Raw genomic sequence first — 23459 nt, 5'->3', positions numbered from 1 at the left:
GGTGACCGCTGCCGCCCGGATCGACCTGCACGCCCACTCCACCGCCAGCGACGGCACCCTCAGCCCGGCCGAGCTGGTCCAGGCCGCCGCCGACGCCGGCCTCGACGTCGTAGCGATCACCGACCACGACACCACCGGCGGCTGGGACGCCGCGGTCCGGGCGCTGCCGCCCGGGCTCACCCTGGTACGCGGCGCGGAAATCTCCTGCCGGTGGCACGGCGTCGAGCCGGCGATCCCGCTGCATCTGCTCGCGTACCTCTTCGATCCGACCGAGCCGGAGCTGGTCGCCGAGCTGGCCCGGGTCCGGCGCGCCCGGGAGGAACGCGGCGAGCGGATCGTACGGCTGCTGCAGGCCGACGGCATCGACGTGAGCTGGCCGGAGATCCTGGCCGGCGCGGCCGGCGGGACGGTCGGCCGCCCGCACATCGCCCAGGCGCTGATCCGGGTCGGGCTGGTCGCCACCACCAGTGAGGCGTTCGGGCCGGACTGGCTGGGGGAGCGGTACCGACTGCCCAAGGAGGACATCGAGGTGTTCCAGGCGGTGAGGCTGGTCCGGGCGGCCGGCGGAGTGCCGGTCTTCGCCCACCCCCGGGCCTCCCGGCGTGGGCGGATCGTGCCGGACGAGCTGATCGTCGCGCTGGCGGCGGCCGGGCTGGCTGGTCTGGAGGCCGACCACGAGGACCACACCCCGGCCGAGCGGGCGCACGTGCGAAGGCTCGCCGTCGAGCTGGGGCTGCTGGTCACCGGGGCGTCGGACTTCCACGGCACACACAAGACCGTCCAACTCGGCGCGTACACCACCGAACCGGAGGTGTACGAACGCCTCGTCGCCCGGGCCAGCGGAGTGACCCCGATCGCTTCGGGGTGATCCGCGTTTCGGCCCACAGCGGCACGGCTACCGTGTCCGGGTGGATCTCAAGCTCTTCGGCGCGGTCTTCGTGACCCTGCTGGTGATCGTCGACCCGCCCGGCATGCTGCCCATCTTCCTCGCGCTCACCGGCCCGCTGCCGGCCCGCGACCGGAACCGGGCCGCCTGGCAGGCCGTCGCGCTGGCGCTCGGGGTGATCGTGGTGTTCGCCGTGGCCGGGCGGACCCTCCTGGCCTACCTGCACGTCTCGCTCCCGGCCCTGCAGGCCGCCGGCGGACTGCTGCTGGTGCTCGTCGCGTTGGAGCTGCTGACCGGCAAGGCCGACGAACCGAGCCAGCAGAACACCTCCAACATCGCCCTGGTGCCGCTCGGCACCCCGCTGCTGGCCGGGCCGGGCGCCATCGTCGCCACCATGCTCTTCGTGCAGCAGGCCGCCGTGTTCACCGACTACCTCGCGATCGCCCTCGCTATCGTCGCGGTGATGGCCGCGGTCTGGCTGGCGCTGCGCTTCTCCGGTGGGATCGTCAAGATCCTTCGGCCGGGCGGCATCGAGGTGCTGACCCGGATCGCCGGCCTGCTGCTGGCCGCCATCGCGGTGCAGCTCATCGCCGACGCGGTGGCCGCCTTCGTGACCCAGTACCTCACCACGCACTGATTCACCGGCCCGCCGTCGCCCGGGTGTCGTACCCGGGTGGCAGGATCTCAGGCGTGCGACGACCCTTCCCGACCGGACGACCCACCGACGGCCGGCCGCCCCGGCCCCGCGCCGAGCAGGCCGAGCAGCTCGGTTTCGAGGGGATGCCGGAGCGCCTCTTCGTCTGCACGCCCAGCAAGCTCGGGGCGTACGCCGACTGTCCCCGGCGCTACCGCTACTCGTACGTCGACCGGCCGGCGCCGCCCAAGGGGCCGCCGTGGGCGCACAACTCGCTCGGCGCCAGCGTCCACACCGCCCTGAAGAACTGGCACGCGCTCGCGCCGGACCGCCGCCGCCCCGAGGTGCTGGCCACGCTGCTCAAGGGCACCTGGGTGCGCGAGGGCTACCGCGACGACGAGCAGGAGCGGGACGCCTTCCGCCGGGCGCTGACCTGGCTGGAGTCGTACGTGGCGGGGCTCGACCCGGCCGATGAGCCGGTCGGGGTGGAACGGGTGGTCGCCGTCAAGACCGGGGTGCTCGCGTTCAACGGCCGCGCCGACCGGATCGACTCCCGCCCCGGCCCCGACGGGCGGCCGGAGCTGGTCATCGTCGACTACAAGACCGGCCGCACCGGGCTGGACGCCGACGACGCCCGCGGCTCGCAGGCCCTGGCCCTCTACGCGTACGCGGCCGAGCGGGTGTTCCGCCGGCCCTGCCGCCGGGTGGAGCTGCACCACCTGCCCACCGGCGCGGTCGCCGCGCACGAGCACACCCCGGAGTCGCTGCACCGGCAGCTGACCCGGGCCGAGGAGACCGCCCGAGACATCATGGCCGCCGAGCGGGCGGTCGCCGACGGCGCCGATCCCGACGAGGCGTTCCCCGCCACCCCGGGGCCGCGCTGCGGCTGGTGCGACTACCGGCGGACCTGCCCCACCGGCGCCCAGACCCCCGGCAAGGACCCCTGGGCGGCCATGGACCGCCCCGCCGCGCCCGCAGCCGACCCGGACTGACCGCCCCGCCCCGCCCACGCGCGTGGGCGCGCCCGGGCTATGCGGCGGCGGTGAGGCGGGCGGCGCGGTCCTTGGCGGCCTGCTGGATCGGTCCCTCGCGGTAGCGGCGCGGCAGCGCCGCCAGGGCGAGCCGCAGCGCGCGGACGCTCAGATCCGCCGACAGCGCGGTGGTGGGCAGGCCCAGGCCGCCGTACAACCGGCGCGCCCAGGCCGGCAGCAGCGCCAGCGCGGTGCCGGCGATCCCCAGGTACGCCCATCGCGGCGGGCCGAGGTGCAGGCCGAGCCGCGCCGGCAGACTGAGCTTCCACGGGATCGGCGGGGCGGTCAGGAAGAGAGCCGTCTCCGCCGCCTCCTTCGTCATCCGTAGGTCCGGGCGGATCCGCCGGTAGTAGTCGGCGACCTCGGCGGCGGTGCCCGGCACCTCGGCCGGGTCGAGCCCGACCAGGGCCGCTGCCCGGCGCTGCTCGGTGTAGTAGGCGTCGACCTCGGCGTCGGTCAGGGCGAGCCCGGCACGGCGGGCGGTGCTGACGAACGACTCGACCTCGGTCACGTGCACCCAGCGCAGCAGTTCCGGCTCGTCGATCCGGAACTCCTCGCCGCTGGACGGGTCGGTGGCCCGCATCCGGGCGTGCAGCGTACGCAGCCGACGGCCGGCCGCCTCGGCCTCGGCCGTGGTGCCGTAGACCGTCGTCGCCACGTAGGTGGCGGTCCGGGCCAGCCGACCCCACGCGTCGGTGCGGTAGCTGCTGTTCTGGGCGACGCCGGCCATCGCCCGGGGGTGCAACGCCTGGAAGTAGAGCGAGCGCAGGCCGGCGACGATCAGGACCGGCTCCGCGTGCACCCGCCACGTGACCGATCCCGGACCGAACAGGCCGAGGTCATCGGTGTCCACCGCCCAAGAGTGCCATGCGCCGGCCGGTCCTCGTGCCCGCCGGATCGGCCCGTTTCCGGGTGTGATCCTGTTGAGGGCTCAGTTGTCGGCGTGGCGGCGGGCCTGGCACGCGGGGCAGAGACCCCAGAAGGTCACCTCCGCCTCGTCCACCTCGAAACCGTGCGCGGGCGTGTTCGGGTCGAGGCAGGGGGCGCTGCCGGTCGCGCAGTCGATGTCGGCGATCTCGCCGCAGCCCCGGCAGACCACGTGGTGGTGATTGTCCCCGACGCGTGCCTCGTAGCGGGCGGGACTGCCGGCCGGCTCGATGCGGCGGGAGAGGCCGGCGCGGGAGAGCGCGCCGAGCACGTCGTAGACGGCCTGGGTGGAGACCGAGTCGAGCCGCTCGCGGACCCGGCGGGTGATCTCGTCGACCTCCAGGTGACCGCCGGCGGCGAGAACATCCAGCACGGCGAGCCGCGGGCGGGTGACCCGTAGGCCCCTCGACCGGAGCAGTTCCTCACCGCTGGACATGAACTAATGACAGCACGTGCCTTCGGGGTGCGACAACCGAGCTGGGATGTGGGGTGGCCCGGGCCACAGGTCGTACGCTGGTCGCGTTTCGATCGACTCGCTGGAGGTGCCGGTGTTCACGGAAGTCAACGGCCTACCGCTGCACGTCCTGGTCGTACACGCCGTCGTGGTGCTGGCGCCGCTGCTGGCGCTGATCTCCGTCGCGTACGGGGTGCTGCCCTGGTGGCGGTCCCGGCTCGACTGGGCGGTGGCGGGCCTGGCCGTGGTGACTCCGATCGCCACGTTCGTGGCGAAGGAGTCCGGAGAGGCGTTCGAGAAGGCACAGCGGCAGCGGGGCCTCGGTGGCGAGTTCCTCAGGAAGATCGAGGAGCACTCCGAGTACGGCGACACCCTGTTCTGGTTCACCATCGGGTTGGCGGTGGCGGCGCTGCTGCTCCTGCTGGTGACCAGCGGTCTGCCCCGGGTGCGCACCCTGCCCCGCTGGCTGGCCCCGGTGCTGACCGGGATCGTGGTCGTCCTCGCGGCCTTCGCGCTGGTGTACGTCTACCTGGCCGGCGACAGCGGCGCGCAGGTCGTCTGGGGCGGAACGCTCTGACCCTGGGTCAGAAGATCACCCGCGAGCAGAGCAGACACATCAAAATCACCAGCACCACCCCGGCAGCCGCGCCGATGCCGTAGGTGAGCCGGCGGGCGTGCTGCTCCGCCCGGTCCATCGCGTCCATGTCCTGCGGCGGCAGTTGCCGGGGTGGAGCGGCCTGCACGTGTACGGGCGGCCGCCAGCCGGGCGGGGGCGGTGTGGTCGGCGGCGGGCCGGCATAGCCGCCGGCCGGCGCACCGCTGCCGGGCCAGCCGCCACCGCCGGGCCAGCCGCCACCGGCCTGCCGAGGCTGGCCGCCGGCGGTCGCCGGAAGCCCCGGCGGGCCGCTGCCGACTCCGCCCTTCGGCTGGTCCGGTGTCGGGCGTCGCCAGAACTCGTCGTCGGGAGTGCCACCGCTCGGCGTCGTCACGCCGTCCGACGCTACCAACGCCTTGGCCGCGCGGCCCGCCGGACGCGACGGGCGAGCCGGCCCGGGCGGAGCCGGGAATGGTCGAGGACGGGCTGGGCGCGCCGGACGGCGGCGCGCCGGACGGTTTCACCGGTATCCTTGCCGCTCGTGAGCGATCCCGGCATGCGTGGCGCACGCGGCGACGACGACCGCGTGGTCGACCTCAGCGACGATCTCATGGTGCTGCCCGAGCAGACCAGCGACGACACGGACCGCGGCTGGGGCGAGCGGTCCGGCGGCGACGACGACTGGCTGCTGGCCGAGCGCCCGCCGCACTGGGGCTGACCGCGCCGGGGTTGGCACCCCGCGACCGGGCTCGGTGGAAAGAGACAACTGGCGAGAGCGATATGCCTATCAGTCATATTTATGACTGACGGTCATACCGCTTCCGAGTCGTGTGCCTCTTGCGGCCCGACGCGCCGAGGCGCCGCGGGTCGCAGGCGCCGCCATGTGGCCCGGCGGGTCTCACTCGCGTACTACCACCGCGAAGCGGCTGCCCTCGGGCACCCCGACCGCCCGCTGCGCCTGCTCGGGTCGGAGCGCCAGGTAGAGCGCGGAGGAACCGTCGACCGCCCCGGCGCCCAGCACGTCGAGCACCAACGCCCGTGGGGCGAGCAGCGTCGCTTCCCCGGCCGCCTCGGTGGCCGGCACGACCAGCAGGTCCACCCGAGCGCCCGGTCGGAGCACCGCGAGGGCGGCTGGCTCGGCCAGCCGGACCGGTACGCCGACCGACCCGTCGGGCAGCGGTAGCGCGCCGCCGGGGCGGCCGTCGTCCGGCGACGAGGGACTCGCGGCCGGGGTGGGCTTGGCCGGGGACGCGTCGGGCGGGCAACCGGCGGAGGGCTGCAGTACGGCGACGGCCAGGCCGAGCAGCACCGCGACCAGCGCCACCCGGAGCAGGGTCCCGCCCCGGGGCAGCCCGCGCCACCGCACCGGCCGTAGTGATCCCTCGCCCGCCACCACCCGCGCCCCTCTCGCCAGCCGACCCGATGGACGCCGGCAGCGTACGGACGCAGAGCGGGCAGTCGCCGACCGAAGGCCCCAGCCTGTGGAAAACTCACCCGCCTGTGGATAACCCCCAATCCCCGCCCATTTCTGCTATCACCCGCACCCGGATGCTCTTGGCTGTCCGGGCGTGAGGCGCGGCGTCAGGAGGACGAGGACGAAGAGGAGGTGGTGGCGGCGGGGGTCTTCGTGGACGAGCCGCCGGTCGAGGTGGACGAGCCGTTGCTCGACCCGTTCGACGAGTTGCTCGTCGACGACGACTCCGACTTGGCCGGCTTGCTCGCGGTGTCCGTCTTGCTCTCGGAGCCGGAGGAACGTGAGTCGGTGCGGTAGAAGCCGGAGCCCTTGAACACGACGCCGACCGAGTTGAAGACCTTGCGCAGCCGCCCCTCACACGCGGGGCACTCGGTCAGCGGCTCGTCGCTGAAGGACTGCACCGCCTCGAGTTGGTGGCCGCACGCGGTGCAGGCGTACTGGTACGTAGGCACGTTCTCCTCCGGATCTGGCACGGCCGGTTGGCACTCGACGTAATCGAGTGCCAATGGTGCGTCATGGAACCCGGGTTCGTCCAGCGGAAGTGCGGAGTCAGACAACCGGTTCCCGGGTCAGCGTACGGAGGCCGTCGGTGGGGGTGATGACGGCGCGTACCGGGCGGTCGTGCGGCTGCGCCGGCACCGCCTCGACCAGCTCTCCGTCGTGCAGCAGGGCCACCGTCAGGGCCGACTCGGGCACCCGGGCCAGCACCCGGTCGTACGAGCCGCCGCCCCGCCCGAGTCGCCGCCCCCCGTGGTCCACGGCCAGGGCCGGGACGATCACCAGCTCGGCGGCCGCCACGGCGGCACGCCCCAGCCGGGGCCCGGTCGGCTCCCGCAGCCCCCGCCCGGCCGCGTGCAGCGACGCCGCGCCCGCGTACCCCGCCCAGTCCAGGTCCAGGTCGTCGCGGAGCACCGGCAGCAGCAGCTCCGCCTCCGGCGGGAGCGCCGCCCGCAGCACCTCCGGCAGGTCGCTCCCGCCCGGCTCCGAGCCGACCGGCACGTACCCGGTCATCCGGGCCGGGCGGAGCCGGCGTACCAGGGTGACCAGCTCGGCCTGGACGCGCGCCGCCGCCTCCGCCCGCCGGGAAGCGGACAGCGAGCGACGGTGGGCGAGCAACGCGACGCGCAACTCCCGTTTCGCAGCATGCGTCACATCCGCTTCATCCGAAAATTCCGGCACGCAACACTCCTGACGCCATGCTTGCCTCCCCGTCGCTCTGTGTCAGCATCGCAGCAAGAAGCGCAGAACTTCCGGGGAGAAGGCTTGACGCTACGCGGGCGGTTGACGGCGGCCTTCCTCGCGGTGGTGCTCGGCCCCGTCCTGCTCGGCGCCTTCTTCGTCGGATCGATGATGTCGGCCGTCGACCGCAGCCGGGCCACCGAGCGGCTGGGCCTGGCCGCCGCCGGGGTGCGTACCTCGGTGGACGCCCTCTGCCAGCAGTTGCGCGCGGCGGCCGACGCGGTCGCGCTGGTCACCGACGCCCCCGCCCGGCCCCGCGCGGCCGACCAGGTGGTGGCGCGCGGCCTGGCCGCCGCCGTGCTGATCACCGACACCGCCGGCCGGACCAGCTACGCCACCCCGGGTGGCCCGGACGGGCCCTGGCAGGACTGCGCCGACGCTCCGCCGGCCGCCGGTCCGGTCCGCGCGCTCGCCGCCACGGTTCAGCTCCGCGACGCCACCGGCGCCGACCTGGGCACGGTCGCCGCCGCCCAGCCCGTCGACCCGGCCTTCGTGGCGCGGCTCGCCGCGGTGACCGGCGTCGCGGTCACCCTCCTGGACGATCCCGCCGGCACCGACCGGGTCACCGAGACCGGCGACGGCCGGTACGTCCGCCGGCTCGGCCCGTCCCCGGGGCAGCCGCTGCCGCTGGTCCTCTCGGTCCCCGGCGAACGCCCGCCGGCCCTGTACGTCGTCCTGGTCGGCGCGGTGCTGCTCGCCGCGGCGCTGGCCGTGCTGGCCGCCGGGCGGCTGGCCCGGGTGACCACCCGGCCCCTGATGGAGTTGGCCGGGGCGGTGGACCGGGTGGCGCACGGCGACCTGACCGCCCGGGTGCCGGTCCGCAGCCGGGACGAGATCGGCCGACTGGCCAGGGAGTTCAACCGGATGACCCGGGAAACCGGCAGCTACGTGGCCGCCCTGACCAGCAGCCGGGACCAGTTGCGCGGCCACCTGGCGGTGCTCGGCGACACCCTGGCCAGCACCCACGACCTGCAACGCATCCTGCGGGTGATCCTGCACAGCGCGATCGCCGCCACCGGCGCCCGGGCCGGCGCGGTGCTGCTGCTCGACGGCGACGGGGTGCTCGTCGGCCGGTGTGTCGAGGGGCTGGACGGACGCTGGCCCACCGCCGACGGGTCCGACCCGGCGACGCTGCGGGTGCCGGTCGGCACCGGGGTGATCGGCACGGTGGCCGCCACCGGGGAGCCGCTGTGCGGCCGGGCGCCGGCGGACGCCCCGACCGGGGAGCCGACCTGCGAGACGTACATCGCGGTGCCGTTCGCCGCGCCCGGGACGGCGGACCTGGGCGGGCGCGCCGGCCCGGCCCGGCCCGGCCACCCGCCGGCCGACGACCTGGACCCGCCGCCCCGCGACCTGGAGCCGTCGTCCGGGGCGCTCGGCGTGCTGGCCCTCTACGACCGGCTCGGCGCGGACGAGTTCGACGACGACGACCTGATCACCCTGCGGACATTCGCCGGGCATGCGGCGGTGGCGGTGGAGAACGTCCGGGTGCACGAGGAGGCGCAGCGACTCTCTCTGACCGACCCGCTGACCGGGCTGTGGAACTACCGCTACCTCCGCGAGTCGATCCGGCGGGAGGTGGAGCGGGCGAACCGGTTCGGCCGGATGCTCAGCGTCCTCGCCCTCGACCTGGACCGGTTCAAGGACGTCAACGACACCTGGGGGCACGCCGCCGGGGACGCGGTGCTCGTGGAGTTCGCCCGCCGGGTGCGCGGCGAGATTCGCGAGGTGGACCTGGCGTTCCGGCAGGGTGGGGAGGAGTTCGTGGTGCTGCTGCCGGAGACCGACGCGCGCGGCGCGGCCATCGTCGCCGAGCGGCTCGGCGCGGTGGTGCGGGACCAACCGGTGCCGGTGAACGGGCACTCGGGGCCGGTCCGGGTGCCGGTGACGGTCTCCATCGGCGTCGCCGTCTATCCCGACCACGCCGCCACCGGCCAGCAGGTGCTCGACGCCGCCGACGACGCCCTCTACGCGGCGAAGTCCGCAGGGCGGGACAGCTACCGGCTGGCCCCGGCACCCGACTCGACGCCCACCCAGGAGATTCCGGTGGTGGCCGGGGCGGTCAGCCCACCCGACGGCCTGCCCCGGGCCGGCGCGGCGGACGCCGCGAGTGCGGGGCAGGGCGGCGCGTCTTCTGGTCCTCACCCGCCGCGGCAGAGCCGTGGCCGATAGTCTCGCGACATGTCGGAGCACTCAGCGAATCCCTCAGCGACGGCCGCGACCGGCCGTGCCCGCGCGGTGAAGGCGGTCATCCCGGCTGCCGGCTTGGCCACCCGGTTCCTGCCGGCCACCAAGGCGGTCCCGAAGGAACTGCTCCCGGTCGTCGACCGGCCGGTGCTGCAGTACATCGTCGAGGAGGCCACCCAGGCCGGCATCAGCGACGTACTGCTGATCACCGGGCGCGGGAAGACCTCAATGGTGGACCACTTCGATCGTCGTCCCGATCTGGAGGCCCGGCTCGAGAGCAAGCCCGAGGTGCTGGCCGCGGTGCGCCGCCCGAGTGAGCTGGCCGAGATCTACACCTGCCGGCAGCCCGAGCAGCTCGGCCTCGGCCACGCGGTCGGGTACGCCGAGTCGCACGTCGGCGACCAGCCCTTCGCGGTGCTGCTCGGTGACGAGTTCGTCAAGATGGACGAGCCGCTGCTGCCGGCGATGCTGGAGCTGCAGGCCCGCACCGGCGGCGTCGTACTGGCGTTCTTCGAGGTCGACCCGGCCGAGACCAAGCGGTACGGCATCGCCTCGGTCGAGCCGGCCGAGCCGGAGTTCAACGACATCGCCGACGTCGTCAAGGTCACCGGCATGGTGGAGAAGCCGAAGCCGGAGGACGCCCCGAGCAACCTCGCCGTCCTCGGCCGGTACGTGCTGCCGCCGCGGATCTTCGACGCGATCCGGCGTACGCAGCCGGGCAGCGGCGGGGAGATCCAGCTGACCGACGCGATGGAGCTGCTGCGTAACGAGGGGGTGCCGGTGCACGCCATCGTCTACCGGGGCACCCGCTACGACACCGGCATGCCGCTCGGCTACCTGCAGACCGTCGTCCAGATCGCCGCCGAGCGCGACGACCTGGGCGCCGAGTTCCGCAAGTGGCTGGCCGAGTTCGTCAACTCCGACGTGTCGGGCGGTCCCGGTAGATGACCGCGACGGCCGACGCCGAGGCGGCCGCGAACGAGTTGATGCCGCTCGCCGACTACCTGGGCAGCGTGCTGCGCAGGTTACGCGCGCTGCCTCCGCTCGACCTCGACCTCACCCAGGCGTACGGCAACGTCCTCGCCGAGGATGTCGTCGCACCGCACTCGTACCCCGCCTTCGACCAGGCGGCGATGGACGGGTACGCCGCGCGCTGGGAGGACATCTCCGGAGGGGGCCGGGGCCCGGGCTACGTCCCGGCCCCCTCCGGCACGCCCGGTGGTCGCAGCATCCGGCTCAACGTGGTCGGCGACCTGGGCGCGGCGAGTTGGCGCCCGGTCCGGCTCACCCCCGGCTCGTGTTTCTCGGTGGCGGCCGGCGCGCCGTTGCCGATCGCCGCCGACGTGGTCGTGCCCGTGGAGTGGACCGACCAGGGCATGGCCGCGGTGGAGATCTTCCGCGCCCCCAAGCGCGGGTACGGCGTCCGCCGCGCCGGTGAGGAACTACCCGCGGGTGCCCTGCTCGCCCGCGCCGGCACGTACGTCTCGCCGGCCCTGGTCGCCGTCTTCGCCGCCACCGGCATCGGGCACGTGGTGGTCCGGCCCAGCCCGCGGGTGGTCGTCGTGGCCACCGGTGACGAACTGGTCGACGTCGGCCGGGGCAGCCAGCCCGGCCAGGTGGTGGACACCAACTCGCATGCGCTGACCGCCGCCGCCGCCGAGGCGGGCGCGCTCGCGTACAGGGTGGGGATCTGCGACGACGACCCGGAGGCGCTGCGCGGCCTGCTGGAGGACCAGACGTTGCGGGCCGACCTGATCATCACCACCGGCGGCATCGGCACCGGGCCCGGCGACATGGTCCGCCGGATCCTGTCCCGCCGCGAGGGCGGCCGGGCCGGGCCGGTGACCTTCACAGAGGTGGCCCTCTATCCCGGAACGGCCCTCGGATTCGGTACGGTCGGCGCCGAGGAGGTGCCGGTGGTGTGTCTACCCGGTGAGCCCGGCGCGGCCCTGATCGGCTTCGAGGTGCTGGCCCGCCCGGCCATCGCGCTGCTGGCCGGCGCCGAGCCGGTGTTCCGGCCCAGTGTCCGGGCGCACCTGCTGGAGACGGTCTCGTCCCCCGGTGGGCTGCGCGAGTTCCGCCCCGCGCATGTGGCCGAGCGGCGCGGCGGCGGGTACACCGTCCAGCCGCTGGCCGGTGGGCCGTTCACCCTCGCCGGCCTGGCCGAGGCGAACGGCCTGCTGGTCCTCGGCGAGCGGGTCACCACCGCGGCCGCCGGGTCGACTGTGGACGTGCTGCTGCTGGACCGGCGTCGGTGAGTCTGTTTCGACGGCCGCCCGGTTGGCCGACGGTGCTGGTGGACGGTTCGGTGGTGCTGCGGCCCTACCGGCGCTCCGACGCGGCGGCCTGGTCGGAGATCCGGCGCGCCAACCGGGCCTGGCTGTCCCCATGGGAGTCCTACCTGCCCGGTAGTTGGGACGAGCTGAACTCGCCCACCGCCTTCCGCTTCGTCCACGCCGACCAGCGCCGGTCGGCGCGTACCGGCGACGGGATGCCGTTCGCCGTCTGCCTGCGCGAGGAGGGGCAGGAACGGCTGGTCGGCCACCTCAACGTGGGCAGCATCGTCCGCCGGGCGTTCTGCTCCGGGTACGTCGGCTACTGGGTGGACTCCCGAGTGGCCGGTCGCGGCGTGATCCCCACCGCGGTCGCGCTGGCCGTGGACCACGCGTTCGGCCCAGGCGGGCTGCACCGGATCGAGGTGAACATCCGGCCGGAGAACAAGCCGTCCCGGCGGGTGGTGGAGAAGCTGGGCTTCCGCGAGGAGGCCTACCACGTCCGCTACATGCACATCGACGGCACCTGGCGGGACCACATCGGATACGCGATGACCAGTGAGGAAGTGGTCGCCGAGGGCGGGCTGCTGGCCCGCTGGCACCGCGTACGTGACAGCCGCAGGTGAAGCGTCCCACCCGCCCCGCCCGGCGCGGCGTACGGCCAACCTTGTCGACGGCCCGTAACCTCAAGTAACTGCAAGCTGTGGCAAGCGCTGCGCGACCGCACGATCTGCGCCGTAAACGACGGACGACGGAACAAGGTGCGGTCGAGCGGCGCGGGCCCGAATCTGGTGACGGGAGGGGTGAGGGTGCCGACCTCGGTGCTCCTCGCCGTCCTCGCCGCCGCCGGCCTGCTCGCCCTCGCGCCGGCGCTGGTCCGCCGGTACGACGCCACCGAGCGGCTGGTGGCGGAGCGGGCGCAGTCGACGGCGCGGGTGCTTCAGCGCCGCCGTCGGCGTCGCACCGTGCCCGGACGACGACCGGTCCGGGCACCCCGCTCCCTCGTTGTCACCCTGAGTGAAGACGCTGACACGAAGGGTCTGTCTCCGCCCGTCTCCGCGCCGCCCGCCGCCCGCCGGTCGGGCCGGCTGCGGTCGGTGCCGCCCGCCCCGGCCCGGTCCCGTCGACGGAACCCGCCGAAGCGCCGTCACCACACCCCGGCGATCTACCGCCGGCGACGGGTGCTGGCCGCGCTGCTGCTGCTCAACTTCGTCGAGTTGATCGGCGTGGTGCTGGTCGGCCCCGGGTTCTGGATCAGCGTCTCGGTGACCGGCACCCTGCTCGTGACGTACGTCATGCACCTGCGGAAGCTGGCCTTGGCCGACCGTCGGCGGCGGCGCGCGGAGGCCCGGGAGGCGGCCTGGCTCGCCGCCCGCCAGGCCGAGGTCCGTCGCGAACAGGCGCGGCGCGCCGCGGCCCGCCGGGAGGCGCAGCGCCGGCTGGCCGCCCAGCGCGAGGCGGTCCGGCGTACGGCGATGGGCCTGGACCTCCCCGCCGACCTGCCCCGGGCGGCAAGCGGCGGCTCGGTCTCCTACCGCCGCGCTGGCGGCCTCCGCGGCCGCCCCTACCAGTCCGGCCGCGGCGCCTAAGCCCTCTCGGGGCTGGGTTTCGAGATCTTGGAAGGTTTGGGCCCCTCTGGTGGCCTTTTCCTGCCAAGATCTCCGCGCCCGGTGGGGCAGTTCGCGTTGGGGGTGGTGGACCTGTTAACCTTGGCGCCGGCCCGCCCGGTGGAAGCCGGGTGGGACCGACGCTGGCACGCCAGCGGAGGGGCTGTGGCGCAGACCGGTAGCGCACCTCGTTCGCATCGAGGGGGTCAGGGGTTCAAATCCCCTCAGCTCCACCCAGTTCAAAGGCCGTTTCCGCCAGCCGGAGACGGCCTTTTTCGATCTTGTGCAGCAGGAAAGTACAAGTCCACAGTCGGGCCAACTGCCTGGCAGCGTCCGGGAGAACTTCCGCGAGCGAATGAACAGGTGCTCACGCCGACGGCGGCGGGCACGACATCCCATCAGCGGTTTCGTCTCCCGACCACCGGCAGGGGCACGATCTGTCACTAGGACTGCGATGCGTCCTGCAACCGCGAGTGCTCACCCGCCAGCGGCTACCGGAGCCGAGTCTGCCGCAACCGACCCGGTAGCTCTCATTAGCAACCGTCTGGGACGAGGACGGCCGTCGGCGGGCTGGCCCGGACAGCCGTCCGAGGTCGCGGATACGGACGGACCTCACCGGACGATGCGCACAGAGCTCGTAAGCGAGGGGTCGTCGGTTTTGCGAATCCGGTCACCGCTGCCCCGCACACGTGGCGAAGCGCACGGCGGGCCCCGGAGGGGGCCCGCCGTGGCAGCTGGCTGGTGGTGTGCCGGTTATCTGGGTGGGAACTGCGACTTGGGGGCCGGTTCTGCGAGGTTGGCGGTGGGTGCCTCGGCGGTGAAGCCGATGACCGCGCAGTTGATGTCGACGCCGACCGAGCCGTAGGGTGTGGGCTCGCCGGTGGCCGGGTCGACGCCGGTCAGCAGGTCGGGTCGGGTGGCTGCCAGGTTGAAGACCTCGACCTCATCGGTTTGGCGGGTGTTGAGCCCCTGCTCGACGGCCTTCTCGGTCCACAGCCCGAGCTGCGCGTCCCACAGGGGGCTGTAGGCGTGGGAATGACGCGGGTCGGCCAGGGTCGGGAAGTCGCCGAACACGTTGAGCAGGTCACCGCCGTTGCGCAGCGCGTTGATCAGGCGCTCGTTGTCGGCGCGGGCGTCCTGGGAGATGTGCCCGTCTTCGGTCAGGTGGACGAAGCCTTGCGCCTCGGGGTTGTCGGCGCCGGTTTGGCCGTTGATAAAGCCGAACAGCCGCTCGCGGGCGGAGCCGAGGAAATCGTCACCCCCGTTGAAGGACGCCCTGTCCAGCGCGGGTACGAAGGTCGAGCGCTCCAGCACCGCGGTCAGCGGCTGACCGGCGTCGGTGCTGAGGTAGAGGATCGGCTGGCCGGCGTCGAAGCCCTTGACGAACAGCATGTCGACCCACGACTCGTTGAACTGGCCGGGCGGTGAGGGGGGCGCGATGTGCACGCCCAGGACCCGGTCGCCCGTGTCGGTGTGGTGCTTGACGTCGAAGTCGGGGCCGTCGCCGGTGGCCACGATCGGGGCGTTGTAGACGACGTTGGATCCCTTGATACGGATGAACGGACTGTAGCCTTCGTTGGCCACCGCCCCGGGCTGGAACTCGGCGAGCGGGAAGCCGTTGGGCCCCGGCTCCGCGACGCGGGTCGGGCTGAAGTCCGGCACCCCCTGGAAGTTGACCACCGCCGGTCCGAACCGATTCTCCTGCGGTGTGGGCGCGTCGAGGGTCACCGTCTGCACGCACTCCCTGCAGCCAATGGCGAGGTTGGCCAGCTTGGGCGCGAAGTTCACGCCCAGGTCATTAGCCAACCCCTCATCGGAGGCGTCCATCAGAATGAACCACACCGTTTCGCCGTCGGGGCCTCTGCCCGGGTACAGCGGTAGCCGCACCGACTCCTTGCTCAGATCGACCTGGATCGCGCTCCCCAAGGTCAGCTTGTCCCTGGGCAGCAGCCCGCTCAGCTGCCCCAGGCCCTCCGCTGCACCTGCCCGGCCACGGGTGGGCGGCGGGCCGTGGTCCCCGTCATGCCGGGGCCCGTCATCGGCGAAGACAGGCTCAAGGATGGGTGGTCCAGCGGCGGCCAGCACGGCAGTAGCCGCTAACACGGCCAGCCCGCCGATCCGTTTCCTTCGCATGATGCTCCTTCCGCAGCCTATGACGGCTAAGTGAGAAATCCTCCGATCCGGAGGCTATGTGAGGAAGCGTTAACATTTGCCCGGGAAGCGGCCAGTGCACCGAACAGGTGGTGGTGCGCGAAAAGCCATTCCAGCGGCACGGATCATGCAAGGGAGTCTGGACGGCTTCGAGGTGTAGTCAGTCTCGATCGTCCCCCGATGCGCCCCCAGACCCTGAGGGACGATGGGTGGTGGCTGGACTCAGCGGGACCAGACAAGATGGCGGGTCCATAGGTGCAGGGCCGGGCACAGATCGGGCACAACTGAGCGCGAGTAACGGCGGAAGATGCCGGAAACTGGCGGAAGGCCTTTCCCCAGGTCAGTGGGCATCTCCTGGGTAACGTGCCAGGTCGGAAAGCCGGGGCTCTAACTTCCAGCGGAAATGTACGAACCGGCCCTTGAGCTCTGCTAGCGAGAGTCCGTGTCGCCCTGAGCAGCCAAGCGAGCAGCCAAGCCGGCGAACATCAGAAATCCGGCCCCTGTGTCGGACATGGACATCCCCTTGTCGGTTCAAAGCGAAGGGTGAATGTATCAAGATCCCGCCGGGTGGCGGCGGGTGCAGATTGGGCGGCGAGGCGGCGACGACCTCGGTACGTTTGAAGCGTGACGATGCAGCCCCATTCCGGGGAGGCCTCCAGCTCCTGGCAGCCAAATCGATGGCTGACGTGATGCCGAGGCCCCCAGCCCGTTCCACCGCGACGTATCTTCAAAGGTCCAGCACGCCGACAGTCTGGCCACCACTGTGCTCGCCTGTTCTCCGGAAGCCCAGTTTCAAGTAGAACGTCTCTGGCCCTCCGGCGCGGGGCTCCCAGGTGACATATGCGCGTGTGCCGCCGCGGGCGCGGATCTGCGCGCACACGGCCTCGACGGCGAACCGGCCGTAGCCGTTTCCCTGAGCATCGGCCGCGATGTTCAGCCGCCATAGGCCGGAGCGTAGGTCGTCGGGATCACGGTCGGGATTCCACGGGATGTCGAGGAAGGCCATCAGAAAGCCGACCAGCCGGTCGCCGTCGTAGATCAGCCTTGGCCAAGCGTTGTCGGGGAAGACGTACGCCTCGGCCAGCGACTTGACCACCGGCTCGACCAGGTCCTCCTGATCGGGGCGCACCGACAGCGCCAGCGCCGCCTCGTAGTTCTTCGGGGTGATCCTCTCCAGTCGCATTTGGCGGACCGTAGCGGGCAGATGCGGCCCAGCGACCGGATTATTCGTGCCAGCCGAGGCGAGGCAGAGGGATGGCTGGGAGGCAGGTGAACAGCCAGCGACGGACCGTCGGTGTTGCTACAAGGCGTCCGGGTCGGGTCGCGCGCGTCTCCAGGCGTCCTCGAACGCCTCGGCACTGATCTGCATCGGAACGTACTGGGGATCGCGTAGGTCGATGGGCGAATTGAACGGCCAGTCATCGGTCCGGAGAGAGTCACCGTCGAGGCGTTGCTCGACCTCGCGCAGGCGGCGGCCGTCTGGTCCCAGCTCCGCGAGGTACACGACGCCGTCATAGTCCGGGGACGCGTCACGGAGATAGACCCGATAGCGGTTTGCGAGAACGCCGTAGCCGGGGAGGTCACGATGAGCCAGACGCTGTTCATGGAGATCCGCGAGCGGGCTGTCGGGCAGCGCGTCGAGGTCGACCTCGTCAAGCTCATCTGAGCCCATGGAATGCACGACCGCGTCATCGGTGACGACCTCGACCTCTGCGACAGCGTCGAGGATCTCCTCCGCTGACCGCGCCCAGACCCACCACCACAGGCCGCCCATGCCGTAGTCGTGGAGAACCAGGTAGCGGTTCTTGGCTGCGCTGCTCTGCTCGTTCACCGCGACAGTATGTCCAGCACGTCGCTGTACCGACACCGGCCGATCAGGGCTACCGTGAGCAGGACGGTGGTCGGATGGTCGGCGGTAGGAGTGCTACGAGGAGGTCCGGAATGGACCCAATGCCGGAGCTGACCTTCGGGCAGCGTCTCAAGCTCTACCGCGAGCGTTTGGGGAAGACCCGTGCCGTGCTCGGCGGCCTCGTAGGCCGCAGCGCCGAGTGGGTCAAGGCCGTCGAGAACGACCGCCTCCTGCCGCCACGCGTACACATGCTCGACCGGATCGCCCGTGCGTTAAAGGTGGACGTGTCCGCCCTGGTCGGGGAGTTGGGCGACCGGTCGGCGGCGGTGAACGGGCCGGAGCATCCCGCGCTGGCCGCCGTCCGTGACGCCGTGAACCGCATCCCGCTGTCCGACGGGTTGCAGCCGCAGCCGTTGGCGCAGATTCGCGAGCGGGTGACCGCTGCCTGGCGGGCCCGGCATCAGTCGTCGGACCACCGGACCGTGCTCGGCACGCTATTGCCCGATCTGATTCGGGACGCGCAGCGAGCCGTGTTGGCGTACGAAGGGGACGACCGTCGGCGGGCGCAGGCGGTGCTGGCCGAGGTGTTAGGCCTGGCCCAGATGTTCCTCGCCTATCAGCCTGCCGCCGAGGTGCTGTGGCGGGTCGCCGACCGGGCCATGATTGCGGCCCAGGAGTCGGCTGACCCGGAGGCGTTGGCTCGTGCCGGCTGGTTCCTGTGTCAGCTACATCGAGAGGCGGGGGACTGGGACACCGCGATGGCGGTGACGCTCGACGTGGTGTCGGCGCTCGAACCGCGTACGGCCGACGCGCACCCGAACCTGCTGGCGCTCTGGGGTGCCTTGCACTTCGAGGCCGCGTACACCGCCGCCCGGTCCGGTGAGGAGGGGCGTGCCTGGCGCTACTGGGACCTGGCGGATCGGGTGGCGCAGCGCCTGCCGGCCGACTTCTACCAGCCGCAGACCTCGTTCTCGCGGGTCATCATGGGCGCTCACGGCGTGACGATCGCCGTCGAGTTGCAGAAATCTGGCGAGGCCGTGCGCCAGGCCAACGGCGTCGACCCCGCCGCGATCCCGTCCCGGCCCCGGCGTGCTCGGCACCTGATCGAGGCCGCGCGAGGCCACCATGGCAGGGGCGACAGCGAGGCCGCCGTGGCGACGCTCCGGCGGGCGTACGAGTCGGCGCCGGAGACGATCCGCTTCAACGGGTACGCCCGACAGATCACTCTCGACCTGTTGGATGGGCCACGCTCGGTGCGGAACGACGTCCATGACCTCGCGCTCAAGGTCGGCCTCGTCGCCTGATCAACGGGTAGGAACCGTACCCATTTCGCCTCGCCACGCTGCGTAAATTCAGCCTCACGGGATGTGGCGGGACCGCTGCGCCCTCGCCTGATTGCCGCGTCCCGTTGAATCCACAGTGAGGGGATCGGATGCGGCGCGTGTCGTACGAGGAGTACCTGGTCGCGGTCGCGCTCACGCTTGCTCGGCGGCACCGGCCGGTCTGGTGCTGGCGGAGGTGGCGGTGGGCCTGCCGGTGTGGAGGTGACCTGCCCTGCCACGTCCGCCACCGCATCCCGATCCGCCGCGACCACTGGCCGACGGGAGGGCAAATGAGCGAAGAGCCCGGCGGTGGCCGGTGAGCACGCACGGGCCGGTGTTGCCGGTCTGGACCTGCGGCGGCTGCGGCGGGCCGTGGCCGCGCGCGACCCGGCGGCGTGAGCTGCTGGCGGAGTACGCGGACGCGCCCGTCTCCCTCGCGGTGTACCTGGGTGCGCAGTTCGTCCGGGCGTCGGAGGATCTGCACTGGCTGCCCGCCGGCGCGCTGCACCGGCGCTTCCTTGGCTGGGTGCGGTGTGCGTCCTGCGGGCCGGTGACGAGAAGTTCCACTACGCCGACGGCTCGCACCGGTGGATCCCGGTGCGCATCCGGCGCCTGGTCTGAGGCGGCAAGAGGATCATCTGGTGAAGTCGTCCGGGACGCCTCGGGTGTCCTCCTGGACGTGCTCGCCGGGCCGCTTGCCTCGGATCTCATCCTGCCGCGTCACGCGTTCCGTTTCCGACCGCTCGTTCTGGGCCATGTCGCCCGTGCGCGCCCGTGCCGGGCCGGCCAGCTTCTCGATTTTGTCCTTCGCCCGCTCGGTGAAGCTCATGTCGGCTCCCTGTCGTTGTGGCGAACCGGGGCGCTGTCCGCCCCTCCCGAGCCGGGTCCCCGCTCACGGGTGGGCGGAAACCCTGGTCAGCTACTGATTCGGCACCCGCACACCACGGAACCCGGGGGGTGGCAGACACATCGACTCGAACGCGTACTCCCATGGGCGGGGCGGCACCTGGAAGGTGATGTCGCGCGAATTCCCGTCAGCGGGGCGGACCGTTATCACCACCGGGACCGTCTCGTTCGGTACCGCCGTGGTGCAGTTGACCGTCACCCAGACGGTGAACCATCGCACCCCCGGGCGTACGAGATCGGGGTCGACCGCGCGGAGAGTGAGGTTGTCCGTCGAGGTGCGGATGTCGGTGACCTCCACCGGCAGCGGTCCGGAGTTCACCACGATCACCGATGACTTGATCCTGGCCAGCGACCCGTCCCGCTCGGCGCCGGTTATCTCGGTCTGCGGGAGGACGAACACGGAAGCGACCGACTCATCGGCCAGGCGCTGTTGCCGGGCCTGCCACCGGTAGGTGCCGACACCCGTCACGGCCGCCGCACCGAGGAGGAGAGCCAGGACCAGCAGCAGCGGGAGCCGCTTCGATCGAAGCGCCTGCCAGCCGTGCCGTTGCCGGTCCGGCTCTGGCTGTGCGGGCTGCTCCCACATCGTGCCCAGGTCGATCACCGATGCGTCCCGGCTGTCGGGCCGCTCATGAGCCGACCCGAACATCTGCCGTCCGTCGCCCGTCTGCTCCCGCACGTCGAGCACGCTACCCAACGCTTTGTCGTCCCTTGTGCTCGGCCGCGACCTCCCGAACAGCTCTGAATACCTCCAGCTACTGGTCGAAGTCGGCGGATAGACCTGCCTTGTCTGGCTCAACGAGACTGACGGCGTGAACTTGGGGAGCCGGAGTCGATTTTCGGTGCTGGCCGTCTGCATCCTGGTCGCCGCTGCGGTCGGCCTGCAGCAGGGCTGGAGGAAAGCGACGGTCGACCCGTCCGAGCCGCCTGCCGTGTGTCAACTCATCCGACCCGAGGTCTTCGACCTTCTCGTGCCCGGGCACGGGCCGCTCCGGAGCGAGGGTGCGGAGCAGAGCGTGCCCGGCACCCGCTCGAACACCTGCCTGGCCGAGAGTGCGTACGTGCTGGATGGAGCGCGGGCTTCGCTGTGGGTGGCGTTGGTCCGCTTCGGCCGGCACGACGGCCACGGCCCACGGTGCATCGACCGTGACGGGTCGCTCCCGATGGCCCTCAACCGGACGAACCACCGGGTCGCGCTCGGTGACGGCGCTGTCTATACCGTCTCGGGCGACCCCGTCACGGGCCAGGTCATCAACTTCACCGCCTGCCTTGGCACCTATCTCGTTCATGTCCGGTACGAAGCTGTCGGTGCGACGGACGCAGCCGTGGTCGAGTCGGCCACCACCGTGGCCCAGGAGGTGCTGTCATGGCTGTGATGGGGCCCCTCTGGGCAGGAGATCCGCCACCGCGTCGTCCCGCCGACCGGTGGGTGCTTCTCCGTACCTGGCTGTTCGGTCTGGCGGCGGTGTCGCTCGTCATCGCGGTGGGGTTTCTCGGCTGGCAGCTCGCCCGGCTCGCGGCGCCCACCGTTGTGCGAAGGCAGATCGACGTCATCGATGCGAACACCGAAGCGCCACCCCGGCCACACCTGCCCGCGTCTCCGTTCGAGCGATGACTAACCGCTATCGGTGCCGGCGGGCGATCGCGTGGAGGTCGCGGGCGGGGCCGGTGAGCTGCTGGCCGGCCGGCCAGGCCGCGCGGAGCTGGCGGTGCAGGGCGAGGCCGCTGACGGGTACGGGGGCCAGGGTGCCGGCCGCGAGTTCGGTGCTGACCGCCAGCGAGCTGAGTACGGCCGGCCCGCTGCCGGCGGCGACGGCGTGCTTGATCGCCGTGGTCGAGGAGAGTTCGAGCAGCGGGGCGGCGAGCGCGTAGATGTCGTGCTCGCGTAGGGCGGCCTCCAACGCGCGGCGGGTGCCGGAGCCGGCCTCCCGGGACACCAGCGGGGTGGCGGCGAGCTCGGTCGGGGTGACGCTGCGTCGCCGGCGGGCCCACGGGTGGGCGGGGGCGACGACGACGGTGAGCCGGTCCGTGGTGACGGTGTCCGCGTCCAGGCCGGGTGGCAGGTCGGGACCTTCGACGAAGCCGAGGTCGGCGTTCCCGGCGAGCAGCCGGGCGGCCACCTCCGTGGAGTTGGCGGCCTGCAGGGTGACGATGAGCTCCGGCTGCCGGGCGCGCAGCGCCACGAGCCAGGCCGGCAGCAGGTACTCGGCGATGGTCTGGCTGGCGGCGACGGCGAGCCGGCTCTCGTGCGAGCTGCGCAGGGTCTGGACGGCGGCGGCGAGCGAATCGGCGGCGTCCACGACGCCGCGCGCCCAGTCGGCGATCAGCGCTCCGGTGGGGGTGAGGACGGAGCCGCGCGGGGTGCGCTGCAGCAGGGTGAGGCCGAGGCGGCGTTCCAGGTAGCGGAGCCGGGCGCTGGCCGCTGGCTGGGAGATGCGGTGTTCCGTGGCGGCCTGTCCGATGCTGCCGAGGCGGGCGACCGACAGCAGCAGGTCGAAGCTGGTCAGGTCGGTCACCTGCGGCGGCAGAGGCATAAGAGCAGGTTATGGCTCGGTACGAGATCACCGCCTACCGGATCGGTCCGCGCGACCCGACAGTTGATCGCGTGAACAGCCTGCGCCACCCGCCCACGCTTCCTACCCGTCCACCCGAGGCCGCCGGGCCGCCGGCGCCGCTGTCGGCGCTGGCACGTCCGCGCGACGTGTTCGCATACCTCGGGCCGAACTGGTTCGCCTCGGTGATGGGCACCGGCATCGTGGCCACCGCCGCCGCTGGCCTGCCGGTGCGGCTGCCGGGGCTGCGGTTCGCCGCAACCCTGGTCTGGGTGGCGGCGGCGCTGCTGCTGGTGACGCTGGTTGTGGCCTGGGCGGTGCATCTGCGCCGGCACCGGGACACCGCGTTCGGGTACGCGGCCGACCCGGTCATGGCGCAGTTCTGGGGCGCGCCACCGATGGCGCTGATGACCGTCGGCGGCGGTGCGCTGCTGCTCGGCTCGGCCTGGATCGGCGAGTCCGCCGCCGTCACGATCGACCTGGTGCTGTGGAGCGCCGGGACCGGGCTGGGCCTGCTGACCGCGGTGGCCATCCCGTACCTGATGATGACCCGGCACCGGATCGGGCCGGACGCCGCGTTCGGCGGCTGGCTGATGCCGGTGGTCCCGCCGATGGTGTCGGCCGCCAACGGGGCGCTGCTCGTGCCGCACCTGCCGGCCGGGCAGGCCCGGCTCGACATGGTCATCGCCTGCTACGCGATGTTCGGCATCAGCCTGGCCGCCACCGTGATCATCCTGCCGCAGCTGTGGTCGCGGCTGGTCACGCATCGGGTCGGTGCCGCGCGGATGGTTCCCACGCTGTGGATCGTGCTGGGACCGCTGGGCCAGTCGATCACCGCCGCGCATCTGCTCGGCCGGGCCGCCGACGGTGTCCTGCCCGATCCGTACGCGGCCGGCGCGCAGATGTTCGCCGTGCTCTACGGCGTACCGGCCATGGGGTTCGCCCTGCTCTGGCTGGCCCTGGCGGCCTCGATCACCGTGCGCACCGCGCGTGCCGGGCTGCCCTTCTCGCTCACCTGGTGGAGTTTCACCTTCCCCGTCGGCACCCTGGTCACCGGCGTCACCGGCCTGGCCGCCCGATCCGGTTCGGCCATGCTGACGACCCTCGCCGTGCTGCTGTACGGGCTGCTGCTCGCCGCCTGGGCGACCGTCGGTACGCGTACCGTGCGCGGTGCCTGGCACGGGCACCTCTTCCTCCCACCCGCTGCGGCGACTGCCAGGTGAGGGTCAACTGTGGTCACGTTGAGTGACGGCAGGTCCGCCCGATGTCATCCACCCGGTCCGCCTTTGCTTTGCAGCCACGGACGCAACGGCAACGTACGGTTACGGTTGCGTATATGGCTGCAAAGCAAAGGCGGGTGAAGGAGTGTTCC

Annotated in this window: 26 protein-coding genes, 1 tRNA gene and 1 pseudogene; 16 read left to right on the top strand and 12 right to left on the bottom strand. The window is 72.3% G+C overall.

The window, feature by feature from the left end; all coding sequences use genetic code 11:
* Position 1: 1 nt before the first annotated feature.
* The 3 genes from AB0C02_RS00685 (at position 2) to AB0C02_RS00675 (ending at position 2512) form a co-directional block, all read left to right on the top strand.
* The gene (locus AB0C02_RS00685; RefSeq protein ID WP_357539649.1) at positions 2-868 is read left to right on the top strand and encodes a PHP domain-containing protein; all 867 of its coding nucleotides are present in this window, start codon (positions 2-4) and stop codon (positions 866-868) included.
* Between the two features lie 40 nt (positions 869-908).
* Positions 909-1523 carry a MarC family protein gene (locus AB0C02_RS00680; protein WP_357539647.1) on the top strand — a complete coding sequence of 205 codons (615 nt, stop codon included), beginning with the start codon at positions 909-911 and terminating at the stop codon, positions 1521-1523.
* A gap of 143 nt (positions 1524-1666) precedes the next feature.
* Positions 1667-2512: a PD-(D/E)XK nuclease family protein gene (locus AB0C02_RS00675; RefSeq protein ID WP_357540956.1), complete on the top strand. Its 846-nt coding sequence runs from the start codon at positions 1667-1669 to the stop codon at positions 2510-2512.
* A gap of 37 nt (positions 2513-2549) precedes the next feature.
* Here the strand turns inward: AB0C02_RS00675 and AB0C02_RS00670 are convergent, their stop codons facing one another.
* Positions 2550-3404 carry an oxygenase MpaB family protein gene (locus AB0C02_RS00670; protein WP_357539645.1) on the bottom strand — a complete coding sequence of 285 codons (855 nt, stop codon included), beginning with the start codon at positions 3402-3404 and terminating at the stop codon, positions 2550-2552.
* A 78-nt stretch (positions 3405-3482) separates the two neighbouring features.
* Positions 3483-3914 carry a Fur family transcriptional regulator gene (locus tag AB0C02_RS00665; RefSeq protein ID WP_357539643.1) on the bottom strand — a complete coding sequence of 144 codons (432 nt, stop codon included), beginning with the start codon at positions 3912-3914 and terminating at the stop codon, positions 3483-3485.
* Between the two features lie 112 nt (positions 3915-4026).
* Between AB0C02_RS00665 and AB0C02_RS00660 the strand changes: the two genes are divergently transcribed.
* Entirely contained in the window at positions 4027-4509 is a 483-nt protein-coding gene (locus AB0C02_RS00660; protein ID WP_357539641.1) for a DUF2231 domain-containing protein, read from the top strand.
* 7 nt (positions 4510-4516) lie between these two features.
* Here AB0C02_RS00660 and AB0C02_RS00655 read toward each other — a convergent pair whose 3' ends face one another.
* Complete coding sequence (locus tag AB0C02_RS00655; RefSeq protein WP_357539639.1) at positions 4517-4921, bottom strand: hypothetical protein; 405 nt, start codon at positions 4919-4921, stop codon at positions 4517-4519.
* A 147-nt stretch (positions 4922-5068) separates the two neighbouring features.
* On the opposite strand from AB0C02_RS00655, the gene AB0C02_RS00650 reads away from it, so the two are divergent.
* The gene (locus AB0C02_RS00650) at positions 5069-5245 is read left to right on the top strand and encodes a hypothetical protein (protein WP_357541043.1); all 177 of its coding nucleotides are present in this window, start codon (positions 5069-5071) and stop codon (positions 5243-5245) included.
* 180 nt (positions 5246-5425) lie between these two features.
* On the opposite strand, the gene AB0C02_RS00645 is transcribed toward AB0C02_RS00650, so the two are convergent.
* The 3 genes from AB0C02_RS00645 to AB0C02_RS00635 form a co-directional block, all read right to left on the bottom strand.
* Complete coding sequence (locus AB0C02_RS00645; RefSeq protein ID WP_357539637.1) at positions 5426-5893, bottom strand: flagellar biosynthesis protein FlgA; 468 nt, start codon at positions 5891-5893, stop codon at positions 5426-5428.
* 215 nt (positions 5894-6108) lie between these two features.
* A complete protein-coding gene (locus tag AB0C02_RS00640; RefSeq protein WP_357539635.1) occupies positions 6109-6453 on the bottom strand; it encodes an FmdB family zinc ribbon protein in 345 nt (114 codons plus the stop codon).
* Between the two features lie 97 nt (positions 6454-6550).
* Positions 6551-7180 (bottom strand): 5-formyltetrahydrofolate cyclo-ligase, encoded by a 630-nt coding sequence (locus AB0C02_RS00635; protein WP_357539633.1) that lies wholly within the window; start codon positions 7178-7180, stop codon positions 6551-6553.
* Positions 7181-7264: 84 nt separating this feature from the next.
* On the opposite strand from AB0C02_RS00635, the gene AB0C02_RS00630 reads away from it, so the two are divergent.
* The 6 genes from AB0C02_RS00630 to AB0C02_RS00605 all read left to right on the top strand — a co-directional run bounded on the left by AB0C02_RS00630 (position 7265) and on the right by AB0C02_RS00605 (position 13540).
* On the top strand, positions 7265-9412 hold the full coding sequence (locus AB0C02_RS00630; protein ID WP_357539631.1) for a diguanylate cyclase: 2148 nt from the start codon (positions 7265-7267) through the stop codon (positions 9410-9412).
* Between the two features lie 9 nt (positions 9413-9421).
* A complete protein-coding gene (locus AB0C02_RS00625) occupies positions 9422-10375 on the top strand; it encodes a UTP--glucose-1-phosphate uridylyltransferase (protein ID WP_357539629.1) in 954 nt (317 codons plus the stop codon).
* Complete coding sequence (gene glp / locus AB0C02_RS00620; RefSeq protein ID WP_357539627.1) at positions 10372-11685, top strand: gephyrin-like molybdotransferase Glp; 1314 nt, start codon at positions 10372-10374, stop codon at positions 11683-11685. Before AB0C02_RS00625 ends, glp begins: the two co-directional genes overlap by 4 nt.
* Positions 11686-11717: 32 nt before the next feature.
* Complete coding sequence (locus AB0C02_RS00615; protein ID WP_357540954.1) at positions 11718-12326, top strand: GNAT family protein; 609 nt, start codon at positions 11718-11720, stop codon at positions 12324-12326.
* 177 nt (positions 12327-12503) lie between these two features.
* Positions 12504-13289 carry a hypothetical protein gene (locus tag AB0C02_RS00610; RefSeq protein WP_357539626.1) on the top strand — a complete coding sequence of 262 codons (786 nt, stop codon included), beginning with the start codon at positions 12504-12506 and terminating at the stop codon, positions 13287-13289.
* 177 nt (positions 13290-13466) lie between these two features.
* Positions 13467-13540, top strand: a tRNA-Ala gene (locus AB0C02_RS00605).
* 520 nt (positions 13541-14060) lie between these two features.
* Here the strand turns inward: AB0C02_RS00605 and AB0C02_RS00600 are convergent.
* The 3 genes from AB0C02_RS00600 to AB0C02_RS00590 all read right to left on the bottom strand — a co-directional run bounded on the left by AB0C02_RS00600 (position 14061) and on the right by AB0C02_RS00590 (position 17289).
* Positions 14061-15440: a hypothetical protein gene (locus tag AB0C02_RS00600; protein WP_357539624.1), complete on the bottom strand. Its 1380-nt coding sequence runs from the start codon at positions 15438-15440 to the stop codon at positions 14061-14063.
* Between the two features lie 745 nt (positions 15441-16185).
* On the bottom strand, positions 16186-16641 hold the full coding sequence (locus AB0C02_RS00595) for a GNAT family N-acetyltransferase (protein ID WP_357539622.1): 456 nt from the start codon (positions 16639-16641) through the stop codon (positions 16186-16188).
* A 117-nt stretch (positions 16642-16758) separates the two neighbouring features.
* Positions 16759-17289: a hypothetical protein gene (locus tag AB0C02_RS00590; RefSeq protein ID WP_357539620.1), complete on the bottom strand. Its 531-nt coding sequence runs from the start codon at positions 17287-17289 to the stop codon at positions 16759-16761.
* Positions 17290-17399: 110 nt separating this feature from the next.
* On the opposite strand from AB0C02_RS00590, the gene AB0C02_RS00585 reads away from it, so the two are divergent.
* Both AB0C02_RS00585 and AB0C02_RS00580 read left to right on the top strand, forming a co-directional pair.
* Positions 17400-18611 (top strand): helix-turn-helix transcriptional regulator, encoded by a 1212-nt coding sequence (locus tag AB0C02_RS00585; protein WP_357539618.1) that lies wholly within the window; start codon positions 17400-17402, stop codon positions 18609-18611.
* Positions 18612-18945: 334 nt separating this feature from the next.
* Positions 18946-19161, top strand: a pseudogene (locus tag AB0C02_RS00580) (hypothetical protein); the annotation flags it as partial.
* 102 nt (positions 19162-19263) lie between these two features.
* Here AB0C02_RS00580 and AB0C02_RS00575 read toward each other — a convergent pair.
* Together AB0C02_RS00575 and AB0C02_RS00570 are read right to left on the bottom strand one after the other, a co-directional pair.
* Positions 19264-19458 (bottom strand): general stress protein CsbD, encoded by a 195-nt coding sequence (locus AB0C02_RS00575; RefSeq protein WP_357539616.1) that lies wholly within the window; start codon positions 19456-19458, stop codon positions 19264-19266.
* Between the two features lie 90 nt (positions 19459-19548).
* The gene (locus tag AB0C02_RS00570; protein WP_357539614.1) at positions 19549-20214 is read right to left on the bottom strand and encodes a hypothetical protein; all 666 of its coding nucleotides are present in this window, start codon (positions 20212-20214) and stop codon (positions 19549-19551) included.
* 133 nt (positions 20215-20347) lie between these two features.
* On the opposite strand from AB0C02_RS00570, the gene AB0C02_RS00565 reads away from it, so the two are divergent.
* Positions 20348-20911 carry a hypothetical protein gene (locus AB0C02_RS00565; protein ID WP_357539613.1) on the top strand — a complete coding sequence of 188 codons (564 nt, stop codon included), beginning with the start codon at positions 20348-20350 and terminating at the stop codon, positions 20909-20911.
* Positions 20902-21150 carry a hypothetical protein gene (locus AB0C02_RS00560; RefSeq protein ID WP_357539611.1) on the top strand — a complete coding sequence of 83 codons (249 nt, stop codon included), beginning with the start codon at positions 20902-20904 and terminating at the stop codon, positions 21148-21150. The genes AB0C02_RS00565 and AB0C02_RS00560 overlap by 10 nt, the downstream gene beginning before the upstream one ends.
* Before the next feature lie 7 nt (positions 21151-21157).
* On the opposite strand, the gene AB0C02_RS00555 is transcribed toward AB0C02_RS00560, so the two are convergent.
* Positions 21158-22069 (bottom strand): LysR family transcriptional regulator, encoded by a 912-nt coding sequence (locus AB0C02_RS00555; RefSeq protein WP_357539609.1) that lies wholly within the window; start codon positions 22067-22069, stop codon positions 21158-21160.
* A 71-nt stretch (positions 22070-22140) separates the two neighbouring features.
* Here AB0C02_RS00555 and AB0C02_RS00550 point away from each other — a divergent pair, with 71 nt between their 5' ends.
* Positions 22141-23310: a TDT family transporter gene (locus AB0C02_RS00550; protein ID WP_357539607.1), complete on the top strand. Its 1170-nt coding sequence runs from the start codon at positions 22141-22143 to the stop codon at positions 23308-23310.
* Positions 23311-23459 lie beyond the last annotated feature (149 nt).

Source organism: Micromonospora sp. NPDC048999 (assembly GCF_040649295.1).
Lineage (GTDB): Bacteria > Actinomycetota > Actinomycetes > Mycobacteriales > Micromonosporaceae > Micromonospora.
This window is presented reverse-complemented; position numbering and strand designations above follow the sequence as displayed.

Coding starts and splice junctions, on each gene's coding strand:
- AB0C02_RS00675 (WP_357540956.1), top strand. CDS start 1,667: ATGCCGGAGCGCCTCTTCGTCTGCACGCCCAGCAAGCTCGGGGCGTAC.
- AB0C02_RS00665 (WP_357539643.1), bottom strand. CDS start 3,914: ATGTCCAGCGGTGAGGAACTGCTCCGGTCGAGGGGCCTACGGGTCACC.
- AB0C02_RS00625 (WP_357539629.1), top strand. CDS start 9,422: ATGTCGGAGCACTCAGCGAATCCCTCAGCGACGGCCGCGACCGGCCGT.
- glp (WP_357539627.1), top strand. CDS start 10,372: ATGACCGCGACGGCCGACGCCGAGGCGGCCGCGAACGAGTTGATGCCG.
- AB0C02_RS00600 (WP_357539624.1), bottom strand. CDS start 15,440: ATGCGAAGGAAACGGATCGGCGGGCTGGCCGTGTTAGCGGCTACTGCC.
- AB0C02_RS00595 (WP_357539622.1), bottom strand. CDS start 16,641: ATGCGACTGGAGAGGATCACCCCGAAGAACTACGAGGCGGCGCTGGCG.
- AB0C02_RS00585 (WP_357539618.1), top strand. CDS start 17,400: ATGGACCCAATGCCGGAGCTGACCTTCGGGCAGCGTCTCAAGCTCTAC.
- AB0C02_RS00575 (WP_357539616.1), bottom strand. CDS start 19,458: ATGAGCTTCACCGAGCGGGCGAAGGACAAAATCGAGAAGCTGGCCGGC.
- AB0C02_RS00560 (WP_357539611.1), top strand. CDS start 20,902: ATGGCTGTGATGGGGCCCCTCTGGGCAGGAGATCCGCCACCGCGTCGT.
- AB0C02_RS00555 (WP_357539609.1), bottom strand. CDS start 22,069: ATGCCTCTGCCGCCGCAGGTGACCGACCTGACCAGCTTCGACCTGCTG.